Source organism: Ectothiorhodospira sp. PHS-1 (assembly GCF_000225005.1).
In the GTDB taxonomy this organism is placed as follows: Bacteria; Pseudomonadota; Gammaproteobacteria; order Ectothiorhodospirales; family Ectothiorhodospiraceae; genus Ectothiorhodospira.
Genome location: NZ_AGBG01000030.1, coordinates 1 through 24,178 on the forward strand (window position 1 = coordinate 1; position 24,178 = coordinate 24,178).

Annotated in this window: 14 protein-coding genes and 1 tRNA gene; all 15 read right to left on the reverse strand. The window is 62.0% G+C overall.

The features are described 5' to 3' along the window. Nucleotides 1-1,992, reverse strand: a 1,992-nt coding sequence (pglZ, locus tag ECTPHS_RS11485) for a BREX-3 system phosphatase PglZ (RefSeq protein ID WP_008932922.1), incomplete at its 3' end; no start/stop codon positions are given. Next, complete coding sequence (locus tag ECTPHS_RS11490) at nucleotides 1,989-4,826, reverse strand: DEAD/DEAH box helicase (protein ID WP_040405871.1); 2,838 nt, start codon at nucleotides 4,824-4,826, stop codon at nucleotides 1,989-1,991. The genes ECTPHS_RS11490 and pglZ, both read right to left, overlap by 4 nt. Then, nucleotides 4,823-6,670 carry a Fic family protein gene (locus tag ECTPHS_RS11495; protein WP_008932924.1) on the reverse strand — a complete coding sequence of 616 codons (1,848 nt, stop codon included), beginning with the start codon at nucleotides 6,668-6,670 and terminating at the stop codon, nucleotides 4,823-4,825. Before ECTPHS_RS11495 ends, ECTPHS_RS11490 begins: the two co-directional genes overlap by 4 nt. After that, entirely contained in the window at nucleotides 6,660-9,437 is a 2,778-nt protein-coding gene (locus tag ECTPHS_RS11500; protein ID WP_008932925.1) for a DNA methyltransferase, read from the reverse strand. The genes ECTPHS_RS11495 and ECTPHS_RS11500 overlap by 11 nt, the downstream gene beginning before the upstream one ends. Before the next feature lie 163 nt (nucleotides 9,438-9,600). Further along, complete coding sequence (locus ECTPHS_RS11505; protein ID WP_008932926.1) at nucleotides 9,601-13,326, reverse strand: DUF6079 family protein; 3,726 nt, start codon at nucleotides 13,324-13,326, stop codon at nucleotides 9,601-9,603. A gap of 11 nt (nucleotides 13,327-13,337) precedes the next feature. After that, the gene (gene brxF, locus ECTPHS_RS11510; protein WP_008932927.1) at nucleotides 13,338-13,805 is read right to left on the reverse strand and encodes a BREX-3 system P-loop-containing protein BrxF; all 468 of its coding nucleotides are present in this window, start codon (nucleotides 13,803-13,805) and stop codon (nucleotides 13,338-13,340) included. Nucleotides 13,806-13,812: 7 nt separating this feature from the next. Continuing rightward, on the reverse strand, nucleotides 13,813-14,724 hold the full coding sequence (locus ECTPHS_RS11515; RefSeq protein WP_008932928.1) for a WYL domain-containing protein: 912 nt from the start codon (nucleotides 14,722-14,724) through the stop codon (nucleotides 13,813-13,815). Between the two features lie 146 nt (nucleotides 14,725-14,870). Then, nucleotides 14,871-15,500 carry a type IV secretion system protein gene (locus ECTPHS_RS11520; protein WP_083838844.1) on the reverse strand — a complete coding sequence of 210 codons (630 nt, stop codon included), beginning with the start codon at nucleotides 15,498-15,500 and terminating at the stop codon, nucleotides 14,871-14,873. 92 nt (nucleotides 15,501-15,592) lie between these two features. Further along, nucleotides 15,593-15,669 (reverse strand) — tRNA-Ile (locus tag ECTPHS_RS11525). Between the two features lie 195 nt (nucleotides 15,670-15,864). Next, nucleotides 15,865-17,808 (reverse strand): RNA polymerase sigma factor RpoD, encoded by a 1,944-nt coding sequence (gene rpoD / locus ECTPHS_RS11530; protein ID WP_371200109.1) that lies wholly within the window; start codon nucleotides 17,806-17,808, stop codon nucleotides 15,865-15,867. Between the two features lie 66 nt (nucleotides 17,809-17,874). Continuing rightward, nucleotides 17,875-19,632, reverse strand: coding sequence for a DNA primase (gene dnaG, locus ECTPHS_RS11535; RefSeq protein ID WP_008932931.1), 1,758 nt, complete (start codon nucleotides 19,630-19,632; stop codon nucleotides 17,875-17,877). A 54-nt stretch (nucleotides 19,633-19,686) separates the two neighbouring features. Next, on the reverse strand, nucleotides 19,687-21,237 hold the full coding sequence (locus tag ECTPHS_RS11540) for an AAA family ATPase (protein ID WP_008932932.1): 1,551 nt from the start codon (nucleotides 21,235-21,237) through the stop codon (nucleotides 19,687-19,689). Between the two features lie 14 nt (nucleotides 21,238-21,251). Further along, complete coding sequence (locus tag ECTPHS_RS11545) at nucleotides 21,252-22,433, reverse strand: deoxyguanosinetriphosphate triphosphohydrolase (protein WP_008932933.1); 1,182 nt, start codon at nucleotides 22,431-22,433, stop codon at nucleotides 21,252-21,254. Beyond that, on the reverse strand, nucleotides 22,430-23,521 hold the full coding sequence (gene aroB / locus ECTPHS_RS15230; RefSeq protein WP_008932934.1) for a 3-dehydroquinate synthase: 1,092 nt from the start codon (nucleotides 23,519-23,521) through the stop codon (nucleotides 22,430-22,432). Before aroB ends, ECTPHS_RS11545 begins: the two co-directional genes overlap by 4 nt. Before the next feature lie 57 nt (nucleotides 23,522-23,578). Next, nucleotides 23,579-24,142 (reverse strand): shikimate kinase AroK, encoded by a 564-nt coding sequence (gene aroK / locus ECTPHS_RS15235; RefSeq protein WP_040405883.1) that lies wholly within the window; start codon nucleotides 24,140-24,142, stop codon nucleotides 23,579-23,581. Nucleotides 24,143-24,178 lie beyond the last annotated feature (36 nt).

Consider the following 24,178-nt stretch of genomic DNA (forward strand, 5'->3'; position numbering starts at 1 on the left):
GGGGATACCCCAGATGCCACCGTGGACCACTACCTGGTCACCCTTTGGAACAAAGGCTCCGCGCTCTCCTGCAAACAGCGGCATGAAATTGGCCGGCAGGCCAGCGATATCGAGGCGGAAGCTGTCCGGTATTGCAGTTGCTGTCTCGGCAATAATGGTTTCACTGCGATAGGTGCGCACCCGTTCGCCGCGCAGCTCCGAAGCCACCCCCTGGTTCGGGCGGCCAATGCCCACAGCTTCTGCATTGCCGTGGTCGGCAGTCAGGTAGATGTGGAAGCCCTGGTTGAGCAGCATCGCAAACAGCCGATCAACAAATCCCGACTCACACCAGCTGTTGATCTGCGCAGCTACACCGCGTTTGCCGAGCACGGCGCCGTGGATGATTTCATCCACGGTATCCACCACCAGGCCGGCGACTTTCAGGGCAGGATTTGAGAGCAGCTCCTGCAACTCCGGCAGCTCATCAGTGCGCTTGATCGCCTTTCGATAGAGGATCTCGTTGGCACGCAATCCCTGGTCCTGCCAGAACCGGGTCCAATGCTGAGGTTCTTTTGAGGTTGTTTCGATGTGTTCAGCGAACTCCCGTGGGCGCAGGCCGGAGAATAACGCCTGCCTGGAAATGGATGTCAGCGTGGGCAGCCAGGCAAAGCAGGCATTTTCATCAAACATCAGACGTGGCGCATGCTGGATGAGGTTTTCGCGAATCTGTGTCCACTGATCGACAGCCAACCCGTCGAAGACGACCAGCGCAATTTTTTCCTCACCGTTAGCTCGGCGCATTGCCAGGTAGCGCGGCACTTGATGCACCATCACCGGCCCCTTGGCAGCGGGCAGGGAAGGTAAGTCAGCGTAGTGCGCCTGAACCCAGGTTTGCAGCTCACTGTCGGCGCGTGCCACCAGATCCTTCATGTCCGCCTTCAGACCTTCTGCGCGCACGGCATCCAGGCTGTGAAAGCGCGAGATCACTTCACCAAGCCGCCGGGCAAAGTGGGTCCAATCCCTGTGAGACGATGTAGCGCCAGGCAGCTCTTCACTGAGGCTCTTGATACCCTCCAGCACCAGGTTGCGCATCGCTGCGGGGTCCTGCACTACGCCAGCTTTTGCCCACTCCGGCAAGCTGACCGGCACGCCCTGAATGGCCAGCGGGTGTAGCGTGCCGTCCAGGAACATCGAATCAACGATGACGCGGATGTCGTGATGTTCGAAGGGAATGTCGAGTTGCGGTATGTAGTCCGGCGCTACCGGCTCCGCCGTACGTCTGCCGATCAGTCCCAGTTTGTTCAGGTAGCGGTACCAGGCGTCCTGCACCACACGCAGCGCAAAACTTCTGTTGGAGAATAGCTCGGCAATCGGGCTGCTGGCGAACACCAGTCGGTCAGCCAATACCTGGTGGATATGCCCGGCCAGGGTCTGGGGTAGTAGCGTCTCGCGGTAGTGCAGCCGCAGCAGCTCACGCCACAGATCCTCTGGCCGGGTAATCAGGTGGGGGCTTACCCGGTAGATATGCGTCAGCACAAATTCTTTGGTGGCGGCTTCGCCCATCGCCTGCGTCGCGTGGCGCGCCTGCACCTCGAACAGCGACGGCAGGATCTCGCTACCGAGCTGCCTGAGCACCGCATAGCTGAGTTTTGGGAACAGCTCTGCGAGCGACAGACTGACCTTGCGCGCCTGGCGTAAATAATCCCAGGGCAGCTCCGCAGTGCTGGAATCGCGCACCTGAATGACCAGGGCGCTGGGTGCATTGGCCTCCTCAGCCTCCCAGGCGGCGCGGTAGCGCTCTTCGTACTCGGCCCGAAAGGCGATGCTGTCCTCAAACGGCAGCACCTCGAAGCCGCGTTCACGCAGTCCAGCCAGTACCTGCTCGTCCAGCAGAACGTTGTCCGGGTCCGCCACAATCCACAGCCGGGCCAGGTCAGACGGGAACTCCTTGAGAATCCGATCAGCCAGCAGTGTGCTGCGATGGGCGACATTGTCCCTGGATAAATACGTCATGCTGCGGCCCCTCCCGCCGAGCCAATGCGCAGTATCAGCACGGCATTCAGCTCTGGCGTGCAGGCTTCTGCTTCCGCCAGATCTGCCATACGGGCCTGATGTTCGGTTTCAAGGCGCTTGCGCCGGTGCTCGCGGACGGCAGGCAGGCCGATGCGGCCAATGGCCTGAAAGCGTGACTCAAAGGCGTAGCGGGCGCGCTCACGTTCCTCGGCAAGCCAGCTTCGGTGTTCTTCAAGCAGCTCCGAGAACAGCCGCTCACCCATACCTTTGGCTGCCGTCAGCGATTGCTCGAAGAGTGCGGCTGCATGCTCACTGTCCGGGTCCGCCGTCAGGCGCACGTCTTCGGTCAGCAACAGATCCCAGATCCGCTTGGCCGTGGGGACAAAGCTGCGTCCATCATCGGTAACAAAGACCGGTAGGAAGCGACGCCGGGTGAAGTTGGCAGAACTGTTGGAAGCGGCCAGGCTCACGCTCCACAGTGACCATGTGCCCTGTACGGTGTCAGGGAGACCGGTTACCTGTACGATAGGAAGCGGCTGTCCGGCCACGCAGCGCGGCAGATCGCCGATCAGCGCACGGGCTCGGGGATCTTCCAGCGTGATCCATTCCATCTCCGGGTTCTGCTCAGCGGTTCGCGCATCGAAGCAGACAGGGAAAGATTCACTGCCATCCGCCCAGGTCAAACGCCAGGCATGGTCTGACTGCTCCGCTGTGCCGCCACGGGTGGGCAGGCCGGTTGTTACCGCCCGCTCCAGCCAATACTGCGCCGGGTGGTCCCGCCATTTCTGGGACTCAACCGCTTCCAGCGGGTGATCATCGGTCAGCAGATCCGTATCGGCGCGGCTTGCGGCCACTTTCTCGCGTACCTGGTTGATGACCGCGTCGCACTCCTTGTCGATGGACGCAGGATCTTGCAAGCCATACACAAACAGCTCATCAAACAGCGGCTCGACTTCCACGGAGTCCATCACGTCGGCGGCTTTGTCGACACCGAACTCCTGGGCAATGATCTCCAGCTTCTGCTCCAGTACTTCGCGCACCCGGTGCTCCACCGTGTCTTCCAGCACGAAGTTGATGGCGCGCACCACATGGGGCTGGCCAATGCGGTCAACTCGGCCGATTCGTTGTTCCAGGCGCATCGGGTTCCAGGGCATATCGAAGTTGACGATCACATGGCAGAACTGCAGGTTCAGGCCCTCACCGCCGGCGTCGGTGGAGACCAGCACACGCACGTCGCGGGAAAATGCTTGCTGGGCGCGGGTGCGCGCCTCCAGATCCATGCCGCCGTTCAGCAGGACAATGGAAAATCCGCGGCTTTCCAGAAACTCGGCCAGCATGGCCTGGGTGGGCACAAACTCGGTGAACACCAGAACTTTCAGCTCGGGGTCGTTCTCTTCCTGTTGCAGCTTGTAGATCAGCTCCAGCAGCGCTTCGGCCTTGGCATCGGTGCCTTGCCGCTCGGTTTCCCGGGCCAGATCAAGCAGCATCTCGACCTCGGCCTTTTCTTGCTCCCAGTTGCTGGCTTGCAGCGCCACGTCGAGTTGTGACTGCCCGTCGAGTTCGGCCCATTCGTCCAGGTCCACGCTATCGAACAGATTGGCCTGTGGCTGCGGCGCATCCAGCAACGCCTGGCGTCTCTCCAGCGTGGCACGGATCGCTGCGGTGCTGGAGGTCACCAGCCGCTGCATCAGGATCATCAGAAACCCGATGTGGCGCTGCTTGGCGGCCATGGCCTGGTTGTAACCGTGGCGCACATAATCGGTGACCGCGTCATACAGCTGCTTCTGCGCCGTGTGCCGTGCTTGCCAGGCAACTGCCTGCAGCCGCGTAGAGCGTGGCTTGAAGAGGGGCTGGCCATCGGCGTTGATGGCGGAACGCTTTTCGGTGCGGATGACAAAGGGCTGCACCCGGTCGCGGTGGATGCTGCCTTCATCAACAAAGGCCTCGCGGTCGAGCAGCTGCATCAGGCGCAAAAACTGATCGGTCTTGCCCTGGTGTGGCGTAGCAGACAGCAGCAACAGGTAGGGAGCCGCTTCTGCAAGGGCGGCTCCCAGCTTGTAGCGGGCGACCTGGTCGGTACTCCCACCCATGCGGTGGGACTCATCAATAATCACCAGATCCCAGCCGGCGGAAACCAGGTCTTCGAAACGCTCGCGGTTGTAGCTGTTGAGTTGTTCCAGGCTCCAGCCACGGCGGCCTTCAATGGGCTTGACCGAGTCCAGCGACACAATCACCTGGTCGTGCATGGCCCAGAGATTGTCGTCATTCTGGGTGCCCTCAGCGCGCCAGGCGCGAAAGGCAGCCAGCTCGGTGGCTTCGATAAAGCGCAGGTGCTCCCCGAAATGCAAACGCATCTCCGCCTGCCATTGCCGGATCAGGCCCTTGGGGGCCACCACCAGCACCCGCCGCACCATGCCGCGCAGTTTCAGTTCGCGCAGGATCAGGCCCGCCTCGATGGTCTTACCCAAGCCCACCTCGTCCGCCAGCAAGTAGCGAATGCGGTCGCGGCTCATGGCCCGGTTCAGCGCATACAGCTGGTGGGGTAGCGGCACCACACTGGATTGGATGGGGGCCAGCAGCAGGTTGTCTTCCAGCGCATCCAGCAGCTTTGCGGATGCCGCCGTATGCAGGATCTGCTCAACCGCCGGGCGCACCGCTGCCAGATCACCGAGATCCTGGGCGCGGGCACGTACCACTGTGTTCTTGGCCGGCAGCCATACGCGATAGGCCACCTCGCCCCACACGTCTTGGCGTTCAACAACGCGGCACGGGGTCGCCTGCCGGATGAACCAGCACCAATCGCCAATACTGTAATCGTGCAGCGGTTGTGTCATTCGTCGTCACCATTGCGCAGCGCTTTGCCGTGTTCGGTGAGTCGATACCGCTGCTTGCTGGAGCGCGGCTTGTCCGGCTGGGTCATTTCGACTGCACCCAACGCCAGAGCCGGAAGCAGGTAGGCCTCACGGAAGTGGTCTTCATGCTTCAGGCCCAGTACCTCTTGAATTTCTCGGCGCCGCATCTCACCAGATATGACGGCCAGCAGTCGACGAACTTCCCCGGTGACTTCCCCGGTGACTTCCCCGGTAACTTCCCCAGCGACCCGACTTGGTCCCGACTTGGTCCCGACTTGGTCCCCACCCTGAACTTCTGCCTCACGAGCAAAACGCTGACGGATCTCCTGCCGCACCTGGTATTGGGTATCACTGAGCTTGTCGAGCAGCTGCTGCAGCACCAGATGATCGGCCACTGCCCGGGCTTGCTGGGTGGTACTGATGCCCAGGCTACGGATTGCGGTAAGGGTCAATGGCTCGTCCTGCGGTAATGTCAGTGCCAGGGCCAGCGCATCGGCCTGCTCCGGCGTCAGGGTGGCGCCCAGGGTTTCACGGAAGCGCCGCATGGCATCGGTGACCAATGGCTGGTTGATCAGCTCCAGCTCGAACTCCTTGCGTGCCTTGTCGTTATTCAGCCGTGGCGGCGTGCGCCCCAGCTCGTGCCAGTTGCGGAATATGGCGCGAATCCCGGTGCCAGCCTGGTCTGACAGACCAATACGGCGGAATGCTTTGACGATGGCAGGGTTGCGCACTTCCTTCTCGGTCGGGTCCAGCAGCTCCGCTTCGGTGGCAAAGGCATCGCCGGGGTTCCAGAACACCGTGCGGTCGGTAAAGAGCTTGATAGATGCCTTGCGGCCGTGATCACCGTAATCCTGGTGAATCAGCAGGTTGATGGCCGCTTCGCGAAAGGCCACATAGTCTGGCGGATCGTCGTTGCGGCGCAGTGTCGCCGGGTCGAGCGAAAAGGGGTGCTCGGCGATGCGCATGTAGCGGGCAACCAAGCCTTGCCAGGTCTGGAAGATGTTTTCTTCAAACACATAACGGTCATGCCAGCGCTGATCGGCCGACCAGTTGTCGAAGCTGGTATCGATACGCTGATAGTCGAGCACAGGGCGGGGCAGAACCTGTCGTACATAGCGGCCTGTACCGAATAGCAGCACACCCGCACGGGTTGGCAATGTCTTGCCACCCTGTTCAACCACGAAATTCCAGTTCAGCAGAAAGGCAATCGGATCAGTGATCTCCACATGCTCGGGATTACGCCGGGCAAACTGCTCCTGGTACCAACGCACGGTGGTTTCATCAAAGCACTGGTCGACCGGGATATCGGTCAGTGCCACGCCATCGTATCTGTCCTGCGCGGCATCACGTAGAAAGCGCTCCAGCTCACTTTGGGTAACCTGCTCATCACCCGCCGCACGGCGAATGTAGCTCTGCCTGGGGTCGCCCTTGAGGTAGACAGGTTTTTCTGACCGGGATAGCTCTGGCACATGGAAGGCAAATACATGCTTGCCGTCGATCTCGAAACGATGGGCATCGACCGCAATCACCCGATTCAGCTTTTGCCCACCGCGCAGCACCGCCAGAAAATCATTCTGGACCTTGTCCGGCTCCGCGACGCCGGTTACTTCCAGCTGACCGTTGGCCTCACTGACACCGAACACCAACCAGCCGCCTGCCGTATTGGCGAAGGCGGACACAGTCTTGTAGGCATCCTCCGGCACACCACGTTGGGCTCGCTTGCACTCGAAATCATTCCATTCGATGCCGTTAAGCCGTGCCAGCAATTCGTCCTGATTCATTGCACAGAGACCTTTGCCGAAATCAGGGATGGCCTCATAGGCCATCCTCAGTACGAGTCATCGCCTGGTCGTACCAGAGCAGCAGTTTTTCATCTTCCTGCAGCGCCTCATCGGGGATCTTCTTGGCCACGGCAATGATGGTCTGGTAGTCCTTCTTGCCCCAGGCTTCTTTGAAGCCGGCGCGCAGCACTTCCAGGCGGAATTCCTTAAGGCGTCGGCCGGTGAAGGCCTGGTACACCTGAAACTCCTTGAGTAATGCCTTTTCGCGCTTCTTCTCCAGATCCTGTGCCTTGTTTGGGTCGGGCACAAACCAGCGGTCTTTGGCTTTGGCGATCAGGCGCGGGTCGCTCTTCTCCAGACCACGCAGATCCTTGTGGTTTGTGGATAGGTAGCTGTGGATCTGGCTCGGCACATCGCCAGTACCGTCATATTTCAAAAAGTTGTTTTCCAGCAGTGCCATCAACTCCGGCTTGGCTTCATGCTTTTTCCAGCCAGCGCCCAGCTGAGTGGTGAACTCGGGGTGAACTTCCTGGTAAGTCGAGGGACGGCGTTTGAGGAAATCAGCCAGCCAGTCGATGGCGCTACGCTCGTCTGAGACGAACAACTCCATCTGCGGCGCCTGGGCCACCTGGGCGCGTTTCTTGTCGTACTCGGCTACTTGTTCTGGCAAAAAGACCATGCCGTCGCGTTCGGGGAAGCGACTGCGCAGACCGGTTAGGAATTCATCGTTGGAAATCGGCACGGGTACATCATGACGCACGAACCAGGCCACCAGTCGATCAAAAATACGTCGTGGCTCGCGTTCGACGATGAACTCCAACTCGCTGTTCTTGGCTTTGGTCACCGAAAGCTGCTTGAGATGCGTTTGCACGAAGTCCCAAGCGGATTCCGGCGTTGCGCCACGTTCCGCAAAGCGCTGTTCCAGTCCGCCGTTGGGCTTGTACGCAGAGATCACCAGGTCCTGCTTCACGGCTGTGGTGGACGTCACTTGCCTATAGCTACCTTGTACCTTGTCCAGGGCGCTAACCTCAGCCACAACAAAGCCAGCCTGCTGCAATGCCACCTGGATCGCGTTCCAGACGGATGCCTTGCTGTTGGAGAACACCACGGTCATCCAGCGCCCGGGTTTGAGCACGCGGAGGTATTCCGCGAAGCAGCGCTGCATCAAGTGCTGGTATTCCGGTAACGCCTTGTTCTTCGGCTTATCGATGATGGCCTCGGATCGTGATTCAGTCGTGACTCCATGCCAAGCCTCAACAAGAAAATTAAGGTCCGCGTAGAAAATGTTCTCGCCGAACGGTGGGTCGGTGAATATATAGTCGACGCTGTCATCTGAAAGTGGGAGTCGGCCAGCGGTACCCGTAGTTACGGCTGCACACTGTCGCTGCCCAATTACCGAAGCGGAAAAGAGCTTGATGAGCCGATCAATTTTGCCCCCCAAGATGTAGCGCGGACTTAGTTCGGCATGCTGTGACGGGACGTAATAGACGCCCTTCATATACTGAGAGACTTGCGAAAAACCTGTTGGGCGATACGAGTTCAAGACAGTGATATTCCAGATAGCCTGTTCGACTACGAACTTAAGGAACGCTCGAATCCGCTGATCTGGATGACTGCTTGCCTGGTCCCAAAGAAGACCCATAGCGTGGGCAGCCCGGGGCAGAAAAAAATGGTGAACATGGGTGAATCCTTTCGGCGCAATTCGCGATCCATGGTACATCTGCTCGACCGGGAAGGGTGTGTTTGGAATTGACGCTGGATAGGGCATCGCTTGGATCCGCGCAAGCGTCGCCATATCTTGGTCGTCTGGCTCCTTCTCATACCGCGCATTGCCCACCTTATAGACGATCAGGGACGGCTTAAACTTGACCCGTTGCCACGGCTTGCTGGTGCACGGATCAAGGCGGTTTTCCAACACGCGATCCATCCTGCCCTTGTTCAACTCTGCGCCGCAATGCGGGCAAGGAAACGCAGCGCGTACTCGTTTGCTGTCCTTGTCCAGCGCTTCGTCCAGAAAATTCACTTCACCTGCGCACTCCGGACAGGTGAAGACTTCGCTCCAAACGGTGTATTCAATTCGCCCCTTGGTCTTGCTGTCCGAGTGCAGGGTCTCGTACATCCAGCCGATTTCCTGCTCGACCTCCTTAAGCAGTTGTTTCCCCGCCTTGGCGAAGGTATCCACATCGAACGGCAGGTTGTAGTTGGCTGCGATGAAGGTGGCCGCCGGCGACAGATCGTTGAGGATGACGCGGCGTGCTCCCCACTTCGGTGCTGGCTTGCCTTGCTTCTTCCACTCCATTTCCAGCTCATGCCGGTAGTCCGCGGGTGCGGAAGCGCACCACTGGGCGGCAACGCCGGTCATGCCCGAGCCTGCGAAGCCATCTAGCACGATATCGCCGGGCTGGGTGTAGTGCAGAATTGACGGCACAATGGCCAGGTGCGGCACTTTGGTGTGGTAGGAATGCGCACGATAAATGGCGTCGGTTTTACCGACCGAAACGTCAATCGCCAAGGGTTCTCGGCTGTACGTCTGCTGCGCGTCGTAGGGCTTCCCGTAGTGCTCGACGAACTCCGCCAGCCAGGGGTTAGGGCAGGCGGTGTAATAAGGCGGATCGGACATAGCCAGAATCGCCTCATCGGTGCCATGCGGGAAACCTTCCTGCTTGCGGAATTCCGGATCTTTCAGCTTTTCGGCCAGCAACTTCAGATAATGCTCGCGGCGAGCCTGATCACTGGGGAAGGTTTGGCCCAGGCATTCGACCGGGCCGGAAGTGGTCTCGGATCTCAAGTCCAGGGAATCAGTCGAATTCATTGCTGTACGTCCATTGTCTGTAGGTGTGCAAGTCGGAATGAGCCACGACTTGCTGTTGAATCTTGATCAGCTGAGCAAGTCACTGAACATGTGCAGCAGAAGGCTACTGTGACTTGTTTAGCCACTTGTGCAGTGATTGCTTGTACGGTGGTTGCGGTCATCATCACTCCACCACAAACCGCAGTTTGCTGGCGTCCTTGCCCTTGCAGCGTTCGGTCATAAATGACTCGAAGCGGCGGCGCAGGTCTTCCGGCGTGGCCGGAGAGCCGCCTGTCAGCAATGCCTGCTTGATGTCGTCGCCGGTGACCAGGATCTTCTCCAAGCCGGACAGCGCCTCCTGGATGGTGGCTACAAATTCCGGCGTGACTGAATCGGGCAGTGTTTTGGACGCCAGGAAGGCGGTAATCAGCTCGCGCTGGCTGGCCTTTAGCAGCTCGAAGTTGGCCTGGATGATGGGGTCGTCGAGGTTGTCCAGCAGGGTCTGTTGCCAGCCTTCGAGCAGGCGATCCAGTTCTTCATCCAGGGCCTTGAGTACGTTGGCGGCCGGCAGCAGGTCGGCTTGCTCGTTGGCTGGCCGGAAACCGCAGTGCGGGCATACCGGACTGGTGGCCAGCTCAGCTTCGACCAGCGAGGCGCAGCTCTTGAGCTTGTCGAGCTTGTCTTCGAAGCTGGTGAGCTGCCCGGTAGGCATCAACGAGATGCCCGCCAGGGCGCGCAGGGTGGTGATGCGCGAGTCGCGGCGCAGGGCGGTCTTGGTCTTGTCCTCGGCTACGCCGAGGCGTGCCTTGCTGTGCTGGGCCACGTAGGCATTGATGTAGTCCTTCTTGAGCGCAGCCAGCTGTTGGCGGTAGGTGGCGGCGTGGGCTGCGCTCTTGTCCTGGGCGAGCTTGTCGAGAATATCCTTGCGGGCTGCTTGAGCCTGCTGCACCCAGGCGTGGTCACTCGGCAGGACCATTTCCGCCTGGGACAGATAGCCAGCCACGCTACCCAGCTCGGCGACCAGATCACGCAGTTTCTCAACAGCGGAGAGCACGTCCAGGTTCTTCTGCTGTGCCTCAATGTCGGCCTGGGTGATGCGCAGGTTCTTCAGCTTGCCCACGGTGTTGTAGGGGGACAGGCTTTCCAGGAAGCTCTTGAGGGCCTCCAGGCGGCTGCGCCAATCACGCAGCTCTTCTTCACGCAGCAGGGACTGACCCCAGAAGCTCAGACGGGTTTGCAGGTCGGTACCCACGGTGAGCACGCGGTTGACCAGCTTTGCGACGGCTTCCAGCAGTTCCTTAACGGGCTCTTCCTTGCCTTGGGTAGCCATCTGCGCAAAGCCGCTTGGCAGGCCCAGCAGCTCGAACAGTGAGCGAAGAACGGCGACGTTGATCTCCTTGGGGGCTTCAACGTGCTTGAAGGTCTTGAGATCATCCAGGGCGCGCTCCACCAGCAGGGAGAGCTTGCCGGAGTCGATCTTGTCGCCGGTGATGGCGAGCACAATGTCACCGGAGTAGACCAGCCCGCCCAGCACGGCCATCAGCAGATCGGGCTCCAGGCGGAAGCGTACCGGTGCGAAGAACTCGACATCGGTGGCACCACTGATCAGCTCGGCGCGGTTGAGAACCTGGCCGTGGCCCTTGGCGGTAAGGCGGCTGAGGACTTCCTGGGCGTAGCGCGAGCGGGTCGGCTCGATGCGGTCGCCGTCGAGCATTTCCAGGGCATCCAGGATGACGATGGCGTCCTTGGTGCGGGTGCCGCCGGCAAGTGCCTTCAGTGCATTGCCGATGAGCTGCTTGCGGTTGGCTTCGGTGACCAGCGCGGAGAACGTCGGGTACTCCGGTGCCAGGTCGGCAAAATGGGTGCCGAGGGCCAGGCCTGAGGTCACGTTGACGATGTCCCGGAAGTTGGCGCGCTCATCCGGCCCCAGCCGCAGCTTGTCACGCATGGAAACGCCCTTGGCCCACTCCTGCAGGGTTTTGGTCTTGCCTTGGTAGGTGACTTCGAAGGCCGTCATCTGCTTGTCCTGCAGCCACTTGCTCATGTCGCGCAGGGCTTCTTTGGCCTTGTCCAGATACACCGACTTGGCGCCACCGCTGGCCGAGGAAGCCAGCTCTTGGGCAGCGGCATAACAGGCCAGATAGCGCTTGATGGCATCGTCCAGGCCTTTCAGGCGGAAGAACACCTCATCCGTGCGGCTGTCGTCGCGAAAGCGCGGAGGCTCGAACGGCTGGATGAAGTAGATGTAAAAATCGCGCTCCGGCTGGGCGGTCGGCCGGTCGTTGGGGGCACCCAGGAACAGGTAGCCGTTACGTTCGACACGCCGCTCCTGCCATTCCACCTGGTGTTGCCAGATTCGGTAGCCGGTGACGTAGGTGTCTTCCTCGGTACGCTCCATCAGCTGCATCAGGGCACCGTAGTAGGCGCGATCCAGAGCGTCGTCGGACAGGGCTTCGGCGCGCTTCTCAATCTGTGCGTCGTAGTCGACGTCTTTCTTCAGGTCGAGGTAGTACTGCTCGGTGTCGGGCGCCTTGGAAATGAACTGGCCGTTCACCGTTTTGACGATCTCGCGAAGGGTGGTTTGCACGGTGGTCAGCAGGTCGTCGGCCGGCTCGCCCCCCATGTCCTCGATGCCGGGCTGGTACAGGCAAAGGGTGTCGCGCAGCTCTTCTGCGGTCGGCCCCACGGGCACGTAGATATCGCCGCCAGTAGTCAGGCGGTGGACGGACAGGCCTTTGATGACGCGAATGGCCATGGCCTTGTAGGCTGGGCGAGAAAACGCTTTTTGCACGCGCTCGCCCAGCACTTCAGCGACATTGAGTACAGGGCCGATATTCGGGTCTGAGCGCAGTACCGAGTTGGATGTGACCGTTTCCCAGAACTTGTCGAAGCCGATCAGGCCTGGGCGGTCGGTGGGCACTTCATCGTCCAGGATGGCCTGAATCTGGTCGCGCAGGGTGACCAATGCGCCGCGTTTTTCGGTAAAGATCAGGCGCTCGAAGGTGCCGATGTAGTCCGGGTGCACTGGAAACAGCCGCACGTATTCATCCATCCGCTCGTTCATGTTGTGGTAGAACTTGGCGAAGGGCGTGAGATAGGTGCGGATCTTGTGTTGCTGGTCAGCGGATTTTTTCAGCAGACGCTCGGCAACCACGAAGCTGACATCCTGACGGGCCAGCAGTACCTGGGCAAAGCGCTCGTTTACGCGGCGCAGGCTGTCGGCAACATGCTGGAAGCGGCTGTTGTCGAAGATAGCTTCCTGTACGCCAGCCACGAAACGGAAGCGCAGGTGCTTGGTGACTTCGCCGATCTCGCGCAGGAAGGACAGATCCAGCACTAGGTCGTGGTCCTTGCGCGAGCGCAGGAACTCAAGGAACTCGTCGACCACCAGCAGCACGCCCTTGCCAGGGTGTACTTCGTCAAAGGCTGTCATCATTTCCTCGAACGCGGCCTTGTTGTTGACGACTTTGTCGGCCGGCGGGAAGGCATAGCTGACGCCCTGCTTCTCCAGGAAGATTTCCAGCTCCTGGGTGATGATGTCGCGCAGGGACATCTGGCTGGAGATCTCGATGCGGTGCACCTTGAACTTGCCGGCGATGCTGCCGGCCGCCTCGGCGACTTTGGGGTGCTGAACCATCGGCACATAGGCGGCGTCTTCGGCGATCAGCGACAGCACCGACATCAAGTGCGATTTACCGGTGCCGTAGTTGCCGACCACCAGCACGCCTTTATGGTCAACCGACTCATCGAAGGAGAGCTGCGGGATCATCTGCTTGGCAATCCGCTCGGCCATGTCATCGGAAATGACATAGGTGGCGACGAGCTTCTTGGCCTCATTGGGCCGATTGGCGTCGAGCAGCTGAATGACCGACTCAATCGGCTCGAACTGAATAAGATCCCCGTAGCGCATGTGCTTCCCCTTTACCCCAACGATTCAATTTCAAATGGGACCAGGCCATCCAGGCCGTAGTCCTGATATTCCGGATGCCCCATCTCGGCATAGACGAGCCGGCCTTCGCGCAGCTCACCCGGCCACACAGCGACTACGCGGCGGCCATGGGCGTGGCGCTTGAGCAGGTCCAGCGGGTCCAGCTTGAGCGAGCGGTCGAACAGCAGCTCGAGATTGTCGAGCAACAGCAGGTCGCCCTCGGCATGTTCATCAGCGAGATCCCGCAGAACCACATTTGCCTGGAGTGCCCGCTGCCGCTGAGAGATCGCGGCCAACTGGCGGCCCAAGGCGGCACCGACATTCATCACACGGATGCCGTGTTGCTTCGCCAGCGCACCGAGCAGGGCACTCTTGCCGCTACCAGGGTGGCCAATCAGCAGGACCAGCTTGGTTTGCAAGGCGCTTACTTCGTTAATTCGCTGTTCGAGCTGCTCCAGCATGGCGGCCTCAGTCCAGTTCGGCCGCTTGCTGCTGCTCCGATGAGCAGTAGCCGGGTGCGAGCAAAGCGCTCTTGACGCCATAAATGGCTAGGTGGTCTTTCAACCACAGGCGATACTCAGGCCCCCGCAGGCTGTGGTCCGGGGAACAATCGACGCTCCATTTGCGCAAGATGTAGCCCGCCGTGGCAGCCCGCAGCTTCATGCGCAGGCTGCCGTCATCCATGCCGTAATCCATTTTGGTGATCTCAGGGCGCGGCTGTGCTGGATGCGGGACTAGTTCCAGCTCCACGATGCGGGTCCACTGGATATCCTGGTCGCTGCGCTCGTGGGCTTGCACGCCGGCATCGCGTGAGGCCGTCGGGCGCTTTATCCGTGTAATCACGAAATCCCTGAATTCCTGGGTTTTGCGATCAAAGGCGCGGGTGTGCCAGCGCAGCCCGTTGTCGATCAGGGCAAAGGGCACGATTTCGCGCTGGGTGCGGCCGCTGGAAATAGAGTGATATTCGATGGCAAGGGGCCGCTCCTGGTGAATGGCACGGGTGACGGCGGCCAGTACGTCCAGATCCGGATGCGTGAGTCTGGATGGAATTTCACTGGCTACCCAGGCTCTCAGCCGGGATGGTTCGCCATCGCCAAACCCTTGGGTCAACCAGGCCAGGACCCGCTCGGGCTGGAAGTCAAAAACGGGTTTGAAGTGCTCGCCGAGCATGTAGTACTTGGCTTTGGTGTCGTAGTCAATATTGCCTGGCGCCAGTTCCTTGTAGATCGCCAGATCCCGCGTGGCAGCGGCGGACTGGATGCCGAAGCGCGATACCAGATCCTGGCGGCGGATATCCCCAATGAAGCGCACCCGCAGCTCTACAAAGGCAAGGCGGTCGCGCTGCGGCTGGGTAAGGTCGTCAAGCTGTTCGTTGGACATTCCTGAGACTCATGCTGGAATCGGGGCCGTGATTGTTTCAGGAAGTATATGGCGCGCCCCAGCATGCGTCCATTACACACATGCCAATTCAGTGTGGCGATCATGGTGATCAGGACTATGCCGGGGCGATCTTGGTGGATGGTGGGTTAGGAGTCACTCTTGTTGTGGTCGGTATGCTCGGCTGTGCCAGCCAGGCTGTTACCCTCGAACGACGGTGTTCTTGCCCGTAGCGATGACGCCAGGCGACCGCCTGCTGTATCCGCGACTCGATCCTTGATCTTCTCAGCGGCCGCAGCGCCAATGCCTTTGGCCAGGTTGCCCGCCGTGCCGGCCGCCAGGCTAACAGCTCGCTTTGCGCCGCTCTCGGAATTGCCACCAAACCCTGCTGCGCCTGCTGCCATGCCGGCCGCTCCCATAACGGCACCTACCGCAGCTCCAGTGCCGAAGTTGCCGATACCGCCGCCAGACCCGATGCCGGCACCTGTGATGACCCCGCCAACCATTGGCGGCACCCAGTTAACCAGCAACAGCAATGCCATGCAGAACACCAGCATGACGCCCAGTTCTTCGATGTTGAGCACGTTCTGGTTCATCCTGGCGTAGAACGTAGACAGCATGTCGTTACCAATGCCGACTAGTAGCACCATCGTCATGATCTGCACGGCTACGCCAAGGACGGTCTTGTAGTAGTTGATCGCCATGTCCGAAGTCCAGCGCGATCCGCCGAAGCCCAGGAAGAAGATGCCGGCATAGGCCAGCAGCCAGGTGGTGATCAGCGATTAGGGGTGGGAAATAACACCCAGTGGTACCCAGCAGGGGAGGGGGGAAGGCCGTGGAAGCGTTGAGCGGCTGTAAGTGCCTGATTTTATGGTGGGCCCGGTCGGACTCGAACCGACGACCAAGGGATTATGAGTCCCCTGCTCTAACCAACTGAGCTACAGGCCCAAGGGGAAGGAAATCAGGATAGGGGAAGATACAAGAGATCGGGCGGCAGGGGAAGCGTGTCCTGGGTGTTCCGGCCTTTGCGGGGTGTTGCTGTCCGTGGGTGCCTTGTTGTTCGCCGGTCAGCTCCCACGGTTGCATTTGTGGCAATCGATGTGGGAGCCGACCTGTCGGCGAATCAGGCGTATTTCACTCTATTTATTCCAGGTCCAGGAAGCTGCGCAGCATCTCCGAGCGGGAGGGGTGACGCAGCTTGCGCAGGGCCTTGGCCTCGATCTGGCGGATACGCTCGCGGGTGACGTCGAACTGCTTGCCCACCTCTTCCAGGGTGTGGTCGGTGTTCATGTCGATGCCGAAACGCATGCGCAGCACCTTGGCTTCCCGCGGGGTCAGGCTGGCCAGGACCTCGCGGGTGGTCTCCGACAGGCTTTCCCGGGTGGCGGACTCAATCGGGGACTGCACGTTCACGTCCTCGATGAAATCCCCCAGGTGGGAGTCCTCGTCGTCGCCGATGGGCGTCTCCATGGAGATGGGCTCCTTGGCGATCTTGAGCACCTTGCGCACCTTGTCCTCCGGCATCTCCATGCGCTGGGACAACTCCTCCGGGGTGGCTTCGCGGCCCATCTCCTGCAGCATCTGCCGGCTGATCCGGTTGAGCTTGTTGATGGTCTCGATCATGTGCACCGGGATGCGGATGGTGCGGGCCTGGTCCGCGATGGAGCGGGTGATGGCCTGACGAATCCACCAGGTGGCATAGGTGGAGAACTTGTAGCCGCGCCGGTATTCGAACTTGTCCACCGCCTTCATCAGGCCGATGTTGCCCTCCTGGATCAGGTCCAGGAACTGCAGGCCGCGATTGGTGTACTTCTTGGCGATGGAGATCACCAGACGCAGGTTGGCCTCCACCATTTCCTTCTTGGCGCGACGGGCCTTGGCCTCGCCGATGGACATGCGACGGTTGATGTCCTTGATTTCGCCGATGGTGAGGCTGGACTCCTCCTCGATGGTCACCAATCGCTTCTGGGCGCGCAGGATGTCATCCCGGTGCTCGGCCAGCAACTCCTTGTATTTGCTCGTCTTGCCCTTCAGGCATCCGTCCAGCCATTCCAGGTTGGTCTCGTTTTCCGGGAAGGTGCGAATGAAGTCCTTGCGGGGCATCTGGCAGGTGTCCACGCACAGGCGCATGATGGCGCGCTCCTGGTTGCGGATGCGTTCCACCATCTCGTGCAGGTCGGCGGTGAGCTGATCCACCAGCCGGGGCACCAGCTTGAACTCCATGAAGTAGCGGGCCAGTTCCTCGCGGGCCTGGCGATATTCCTCGCGCTTGTCGGCGCCAGCATGGGCAATGGCCTTCTCGTACATGGCCTTGAGGTGCGTGAAGCGGATGCGGGCCTCTTCCGGGTCCGGGCCGGTATCCTCGGGGGCGGCGGCTTCATCGTCGCCGTCGTCGTCATCCCCGTCATCGCTGTCGTCGCTGTCATCGGCCGCCTTCACGGAAGGGGTGTCTTCCTTGGGCAGGGAGACGGCGGCGATTTCGTCGGCGTTGGGGTCGATGAAGCTGACGACCACGTCTGTGAGCTTGGTTTCACCCGCTTCCACCTGGTCCCATTCGGCCAGCAGGGAGGCGATGGACTTGGGGTAATGGGCCAGGGCGAACAGCACCTGGGACAGGCCGTCCTCGATGCGCTTGGCGATCTGGATCTCGCCTTCGCGGGTCAGCAGTTCCACCGTGCCCATCTCGCGCATGTACATGCGCACGGGGTCGGTGGTGCGGCCGAATTCACCATCCACGGAGGCCAGCGCGGCGGCGGCTTCCTCGGCGGCGTCGTCGTCGGTGGAAACGGAGCTGTCGGAGAGGATCAGACTGTCGGAATCAGGCGCCTGTTCATGGACGGTGATGCCCATGTCGTTGATCATGGCGATGATGTCTTCGATCTGTTCGGGATCGACGATGGTGTCCGGCAGGTGATCGTTCACCTCGGCATAGGTCAGGAAGCCCTGCTCCTTGCCTTTGGCGATGAGCTCCTTCAGGCGGGATTGCTGTTCTTCGTGATTCATGGAAACCTGCTCAAGCTGGGAACTGTGCGCAAACCGGGGGAGGCTCTGGCCGGGACTGAAACGTTCAAGTATAGCACCCATCATGGGTGGCTGCCATCTTCGCCGGCAACAGGACGGCGCCCTCCGGGCCGTTTCGGCGCCGTGCCCGGCTTACCGGGACTTTCTCGTCAGCAGGGCCTTCAGCTCGGCCTTTTCATCTTCCGACAAGGCCGACCGGGACGCCTTGGCCAGCAGGGCTTCGGTGCGCTGCTCGGTGTACTGTCCGCGCAGGCGGCCCAGGGCATCCCGCAGCAGTGTCGGCACCGATTCTTCCTGGCTGGGCGGCGGTTGCCACTGAGCCAATTTTAGTAGATGCCGTCCAGTTTCGCTGTCTCTCCAGCGCTCCAGCAGCCCCGCGGTGGTTAGATTGGGGTTCTGCGCCAGAGTTTCAAGCACCTGCACCAGGATCTTGACCCCGGGGGCCTGCAGATCCTGCAACCAGTCCATGTCGCCCAGCTCCCGGGCCAGCGTCGGCTGATCCAGCAGGATCGACAATGCCAGACGCACCGGCGTGATCTCCAGACGTTGCCGCCGGTTTGCCGGGGTGGGGCGGTGGGAAGGCGAGGGGGCCGGAGGTGGGTCGGCTTCACGTGGCGCCAGACCCCGCTCAAACTGATCCGTGGACACGGAGGCCAGTTGTGCCAGTTCGTTGATGATCTGGGCGCGCAGCAGGCCGTCGGGCATGTCCCGGATCAGGCGGGTGGCCTGGGTACCCAGGGCGGCACGGCCTTCCCGGGTGCCGGCATCATGTCGCTGCCTGAGTTCGTCGATGAGGACATCCGACAGGGGGCGGGCCTGTCCCATGCGTGCCCGCAGACCCTCGAGGCCTTCCCGGCGCACCAGGGTATCCGGGTCTTCCCCTTCCGGCAGGAACAGGAAACGGACCTGGCGTCCGTCCCGCATCACCGGCAGGGTCTGTTCCAGGGCGCGCCAGGCGGCCTCCCGGCCGGCGCGGTCACCGTCGAAGCAGAACACCAGATGGGGAACCACCCGGAACAGTCGCTCCAGGTGATCCCGGGTGGTGGCGGTGCCCAGCGTGGCCACCGCATTGCGCAGTCCGAACTGGGCCAGGGCGATGACATCCATGTAGCCTTCCACCACCAGCAGTTCCTCCAGCCGGGGGGAGGCCTTGCGTGCCTCGTACAGGCCGTAGAGTTGCTGTCCCTTGTGGAAGACCGGGGTTTCCGGGGTGTTCAGGTACTTGGGTTCTCCCGGCCCCAGCAGACGGGCGCCAAAGCCCACCACCCGGCCTCGGCTGTCGCGGATAGGGAACATGATGCGGCCCCGGAAGCGATCATAGGGTGGACCGCCGTCCCTTTGGGTGGCCAGGCCCGCGTCGAGCAGCTCCTGTTCCTTGAAGGTCTTGCCCAGGGTCCGCAGCAGGTCATCGCGGAGATTGGGGGCAAAGCCCAGGCGGAAGTCCCGGGCAATTTCGCCGGTGAGTCCCCGTTGCTTGAGATAGTCCACTGCTTCCGGGTGGCGGCGCAGATTGTCCGTGAAATGGGTGGCGGCGGCCTCCTGGGCGGCGATGAGGCGTTGGAAGCCTTCACTGTCCCCGCGGCCCGGGCCGCTTTCCCGGGGTACTTCCATGCCGGCCCGCCGGGCCAGTTCTTCCACCGCCTCGACAAAATCCATGTTGTCGTACTCCATCAGGAAGCTGATGGCGGTGCCGTGGGCGCCGCAGCCGAAGCAGTGGTAGAACTGCTTTTGCGGCGTGACGTAGAACGATGGGGTCTTTTCCGCGTGGAAGGGGCAGCAGGCGGCGTATTCCCGGCCCTGTTTCTTCAGGGTGACGCGGCTACCCACCAGCTCCACGATATCGGTGCGGGCCAGCAGTTCATCAATGAAGGCTTGGGGGATGCGGGACATGAATGTTCCAGGCCCTTCTCCCGGGTGGGGAGAAGGGCATGCCTGCGACGGAGATCAGTTCGCCATGGCGTCCTGTACCGAGCGGAAGCTGCGGATGAACGGCTGATTGCGCCGCACTTCCGCCGGTAGGGCCGGGATGGCGCTACGGGCCGCATCGGCGGAGGCATAGGAGCCGAACACCAGCACATACAGGGTCTGATCCCCGCGGCGCATGGGGAACCAGGCGACATCGCCGGGCAGATTGGTGTTGCGGGCGTAGTCCCGAACCGCCGCCTCATTGCCGCCGGCCAGGATCTGGATGGTGAAGCGATCCGGGGACTGGGCGCGAAGCCATTGGGCATCACGGATCCGCTTGCCGTCGGCCGTGGTGGTCGGTGCCGGGGCGGCTGCGGGTGGCGACGGTTGGCGCGGCGCCGCCGGCGCCGGTGGCGTGGGTGCCGGGGCCGGAGTCGGCTGTGCCGGAGCCGGTGCCGGGGGCGGCGTGGGCTCCGGTTCCGGCACCGGTTCGGGCTCGGGTTCCGGCGCCGGCATCGGGGTCGGTTCGGGCGCCGGTCGGGGTGGGCTGATCGGCACAGGCTGAACGGGTACCGGTTGCAGCACGCGATCCTGGGGTGTTTCCGCCGGTGCCGGTCTCGGGGTTTGCTGAGGCAGCATGATGGGCTGGCTGAGGGTGGTCTCGGCCGGATCTTCCCGGCCCGTGAAAATGCTGGTCAGGATCAGTACCGCGCCCACCAGAACCACGCCGGCCACCGCCGGCGCAAACCAGCGTTGCTGCCAGAAGGCCGGTGAGCCGTCGGCGTCGTCGTCTGTTTCATCCTCGCTGTCCCCGGCGGTGTCGGTCGTGCCGCCGAAAAGGGCGGCCAGGCGCCTGTTGGCCAGGGTGTTGATGCGCCCCGGCAGCCCGTTTGAATCCCGATGGATGGCCTGGATCGCGTCGTCGTCCAGCAGGCGGGGGTTTTCCAGTCCCGCGGCCTGCAGGCGATGTCGCAGGTAGGCGGCCGTTTGCTCCCGGGTAAAGGGGCGCATCTGGACGGTCATCTGGGTTTCCGGGCTGTCCAGGGATTCGTCCAGGGCGCTCAGGTGTTCTTCAATCTCCGGTTCGCCCACCAGCAGCAGGCCAAAGCACTGGTTGGTCTGATCGTGAACCCGGCGCCGAGCCTGGACCAGTTCCGCCAGCACCGCCGAGTCAAGCAGATGGGCGTCGTCGATGGCCAGCACCGGGCGCATGCCCTGCTGGACCATGGCGGCCATGAAGCTGTCCAGATGATCACTGCCCTGGGGCGGGGTGGCATCCTTCCAGTACTGACGCACGGTGTAGTCGATGGCCGCCAGGCTGATGTTGGCGCGGGCCTTGAAGGCGCAGAAGTCCATGCTCTCCCGGCCCTGTCCCAGGATCCGCAGCAGCTGGGTGCTCTTGCCCACCCCCACCTCGCCCTTGAGGATGACGATGTTCTGGTCATTGCGAAGATGTTCGAGGACCACGTTCACCGGCATGTCGGTGGCCGGGTCCGTGTAGAGGAATTCTTCGTTGGCGACTGGACCGAAAGGTTGTTGCCGGAGTCCGAGTCGTTCGAGACAGTCGGCGGACAGCATATCGTTGGCCATGGCTTACCTGGATGTCATGAGAGTGTGTTCGGGTCGAACAGGCGACCGTATTCGGCAATGGCAAAGCGATCGGTCATACCTGCCAGATAGTCGGCGATGGCGCGGGCCCGACCGGCATCGCCGGTCTCCGCGGCCAGGCGTTTCGCCTTGTGTTCGTGTTCGGTCGGCAGCAGGGCGGGGTCGGCCATGTAGGCCTGGAACAGCTCCGTCAGCACTCTGGCTGCCTTGACGGTCATGCGTTTGACCCGGTAATGACGGTAAAGATGCTGACGCAGAAACCGTTTCAACTCAAGGTTATATTCCCGGATCTGTGGACTGAAGCAAATCAGCGGACGAGGTTGCAGGCGCACGGCCTCCAGGCTGTCCGGCGCTGCCGCGAGGATGCGGGCCTGGCTGCTGTCGATCAGATCCGTGACCAGGCGGTTGATCATGCGGCGGATCACTTCATGACGGGTGCGCTTTTCACTCAGATCCGGAAAGCGGGTCCGCACTTCCTGAAAGGCCTCCCGGAACAGGGTGACTTCCATGAGCCGGTCCACGGTGATCAGCCCCGAGCGCAGGCCGTCATCCACGTCGTGGTTGTTGTAGGCGATCTCGTCCGCCAGATTGTTGAGCTGGGCTTCCAGGCTGGGCTGGTGACCCTGGATGAAGCGGGCGCCGACATCGCCCAGGGCGGCGGCCGCCGCCGGGGTACAGTGCTTGAGGATGCCTTCCCGGGTCTCGAAGGTCAGGTTCAGACCGTCGAATTCCGCGTAATGGGCTTCCAGCACATCCACCACCCGCAAGGACTGCAGATTGTGCTCGAACCCGCCGTAATCGGCCATGCACAGGTTCAGGGCGTCCTGACCGGCATGTCCAAAGGGGGTGTGTCCCAGATCGTGGGCCAGGGCGATGGCCTCGGTGAGATCCTCGTTGAGGCGTAGCACCCGGGCAATGGCGCGGGCGATCTGGGCCACTTCCAGGCTATGGGTCAGGCGGGTACGGAACAGGTCTCCCTCGTGATTGACGAACACCTGGGTCTTGTATTCCAGGCGACGGAAGGCGGTGGAATGAATGATGCGGTCCCGGTCGCGCTGGAACTGGCTGCGATAGCGGGGTGGGTCCTCCGGGTGATGGCGCCCCCGGCTGTTGCCTTCATGCGCCGCATAGGGGGCAAAGCGCTCGGGGTCCATGACAGGCGCCGGATGGGTGTTCATGGGTGGGCCAGGGCCTCCAGGGTGTCGTCCAGGGCGCGGGGATCGAAGTCGGCGGTGACCAGCGACCGGCCGATGCCCTGCATGAGCACCAGGCGCAGCCGGCCCTGCTGAACCTTCTTGTCCACCGCCATCAACTCCCGGAAGCGGGCGGCGGAGAGATCCGGCGGGGCCTCGACGGGCAGCCCGGCGGCACTGATCAGGGCGGTGATGCGTGCGACTTCGGACTCGCTCATCCAGCCCATGCGGCAGGACATCCGCGCGGCCATCACCATGCCCATGGCCACCGCCTCGCCGTGCAGCCAGCGGCCGTAGCCCAGGCCGGTCTCGATGGCGTGACCGAAGGTATGCCCCAGATTGAGCAGGGCGCGGCGACCGGATTCCCGTTCATCTTCCGCCACCACCCGGGCCTTGTCGGCGCAGGAACGGCGGATGGCGAAGGCCAGGGCCTCCGGCTCCCGCGCCAGCAGGCGGGGAAGGTGCTGCTCCAGCCATTGGAAGAACTCCGGATCATCGATGAGGCCGTACTTGATCACCTCGGCGATGCCCGCGCTCAGCTCCCGGTCGGGCAGGGTGTTGAGGGTGTCGGTATCGATCAGCACCAGGCGGGGCTGGTGAAAGGCCCCGATCATGTTCTTGCCCAGGGGGTGATTGACGCCGGTCTTGCCGCCCACGGACGAGTCCACCTGGGAGAGCAGGGTGGTGGGCACCTGGATGAAATCGATGCCCCGCTGATAGCTGGCGGCGGCAAAGCCGGTGATGTCGCCGATCACCCCGCCCCCCAGGGCGATCAGCACGGCGCCGCGGTCCAGCCGTCGTTCCAGCAGGGCGGTGTAGATGGTGTCCAGGGTCTGCAGGTTCTTGAACTGCTCGCCGTCGGGCAGGATCACCGTCTCCACCGGGCCGGTGTCGGTCCGGACCAGGGTCCGGGTGAGGGTGTCCAGATAGAGGGGGGCGATGGTTTCGTTGGTGACCACCATGGCCCGGCGGCCCTTGAGGGCCTGGTCAAGCCACGCCGGTTCATCCAGCAGGCCCCGGCCGATATGGATCGGGTAACTGCGTTCGCCAAGTTCAACGGTGAGTGTGTCCATGGGGTCATCATACTCGACGTGTGAAAACCAAGGCCAGATGCGTGTCCGCCGGCAGGCTCAGGTTCCCGCGACCTGGTCCGCGCCCGCGCCCCGGGGACGGGAGGAGGTGCCCCGGGGGCGACGAAAACGCCGGGCAATGGTCCTGACCGTGCCGCGCAGGTGTTCCCGGTCGGTGTCCACGATCAGGTCTGCGATCTCCCGGTATAGGGGGTCCCGGGTACGGAACAGCGCCTCCAGGCGGGCGCGGGGGTTGTCGGTCTGCAGCAGGGGACGGTTGCGATCCCGCGAGGTGCGTCGGAGTTGGGTATTCACCGAGGCGCGCAGATAGACCACCAGGCCGCAGCGGGCGAGCCGCATCCGGTTTTCCGGACGCATCACCACGCCGCCGCCCGTGGCCAGCACGATGCCCTGGCGACTGCATAGCTCATCGATCATGGCTGCCTCCCGATCCCGGAAACCGGCCTCGCCCTCGTACTCGAAAATGGTGGGGATGCTCACTCCCGTGCGCCGCTCGATTTCCTTGTCGCTGTCCACGAAAGGCAGGTGCAGATAGGTGGCCAGGTGCCGGCCCACGGTGGACTTGCCGGCACCCATGGGGCCGATGAGGATGATGTTGGACATGCCGGCCAAGACGGGGAATCCCACTGGTTTCACAGG

Excerpts from the sequence above, each read along its gene's own strand:
- ECTPHS_RS11490 (WP_040405871.1), bottom strand. The coding sequence starts at position 4,826 with ATGACACAACCGCTGCACGATTACAGTATTGGCGATTGGTGCTGGTTC.
- ECTPHS_RS11495 (WP_008932924.1), bottom strand. The coding sequence starts at position 6,670 with ATGGCCTATGAGGCCATCCCTGATTTCGGCAAAGGTCTCTGTGCAATG.
- ECTPHS_RS11500 (WP_008932925.1), bottom strand. The coding sequence starts at position 9,437 with ATGAATTCGACTGATTCCCTGGACTTGAGATCCGAGACCACTTCCGGC.
- ECTPHS_RS11505 (WP_008932926.1), bottom strand. The coding sequence starts at position 13,326 with ATGCGCTACGGGGATCTTATTCAGTTCGAGCCGATTGAGTCGGTCATT.
- brxF (WP_008932927.1), bottom strand. The coding sequence starts at position 13,805 with ATGCTGGAGCAGCTCGAACAGCGAATTAACGAAGTAAGCGCCTTGCAA.
- ECTPHS_RS11515 (WP_008932928.1), bottom strand. The coding sequence starts at position 14,724 with ATGTCCAACGAACAGCTTGACGACCTTACCCAGCCGCAGCGCGACCGC.
- rpoD (WP_371200109.1), bottom strand. The coding sequence starts at position 17,808 with ATGATGGGTGCTATACTTGAACGTTTCAGTCCCGGCCAGAGCCTCCCC.
- dnaG (WP_008932931.1), bottom strand. The coding sequence starts at position 19,632 with ATGTCCCGCATCCCCCAAGCCTTCATTGATGAACTGCTGGCCCGCACC.
- ECTPHS_RS11540 (WP_008932932.1), bottom strand. The coding sequence starts at position 21,237 with ATGGCCAACGATATGCTGTCCGCCGACTGTCTCGAACGACTCGGACTC.
- ECTPHS_RS11545 (WP_008932933.1), bottom strand. The coding sequence starts at position 22,433 with ATGAACACCCATCCGGCGCCTGTCATGGACCCCGAGCGCTTTGCCCCC.
- aroB (WP_008932934.1), bottom strand. The coding sequence starts at position 23,521 with ATGGACACACTCACCGTTGAACTTGGCGAACGCAGTTACCCGATCCAT.
- aroK (WP_040405883.1), bottom strand. The coding sequence starts at position 24,142 with ATGTCCAACATCATCCTCATCGGCCCCATGGGTGCCGGCAAGTCCACC.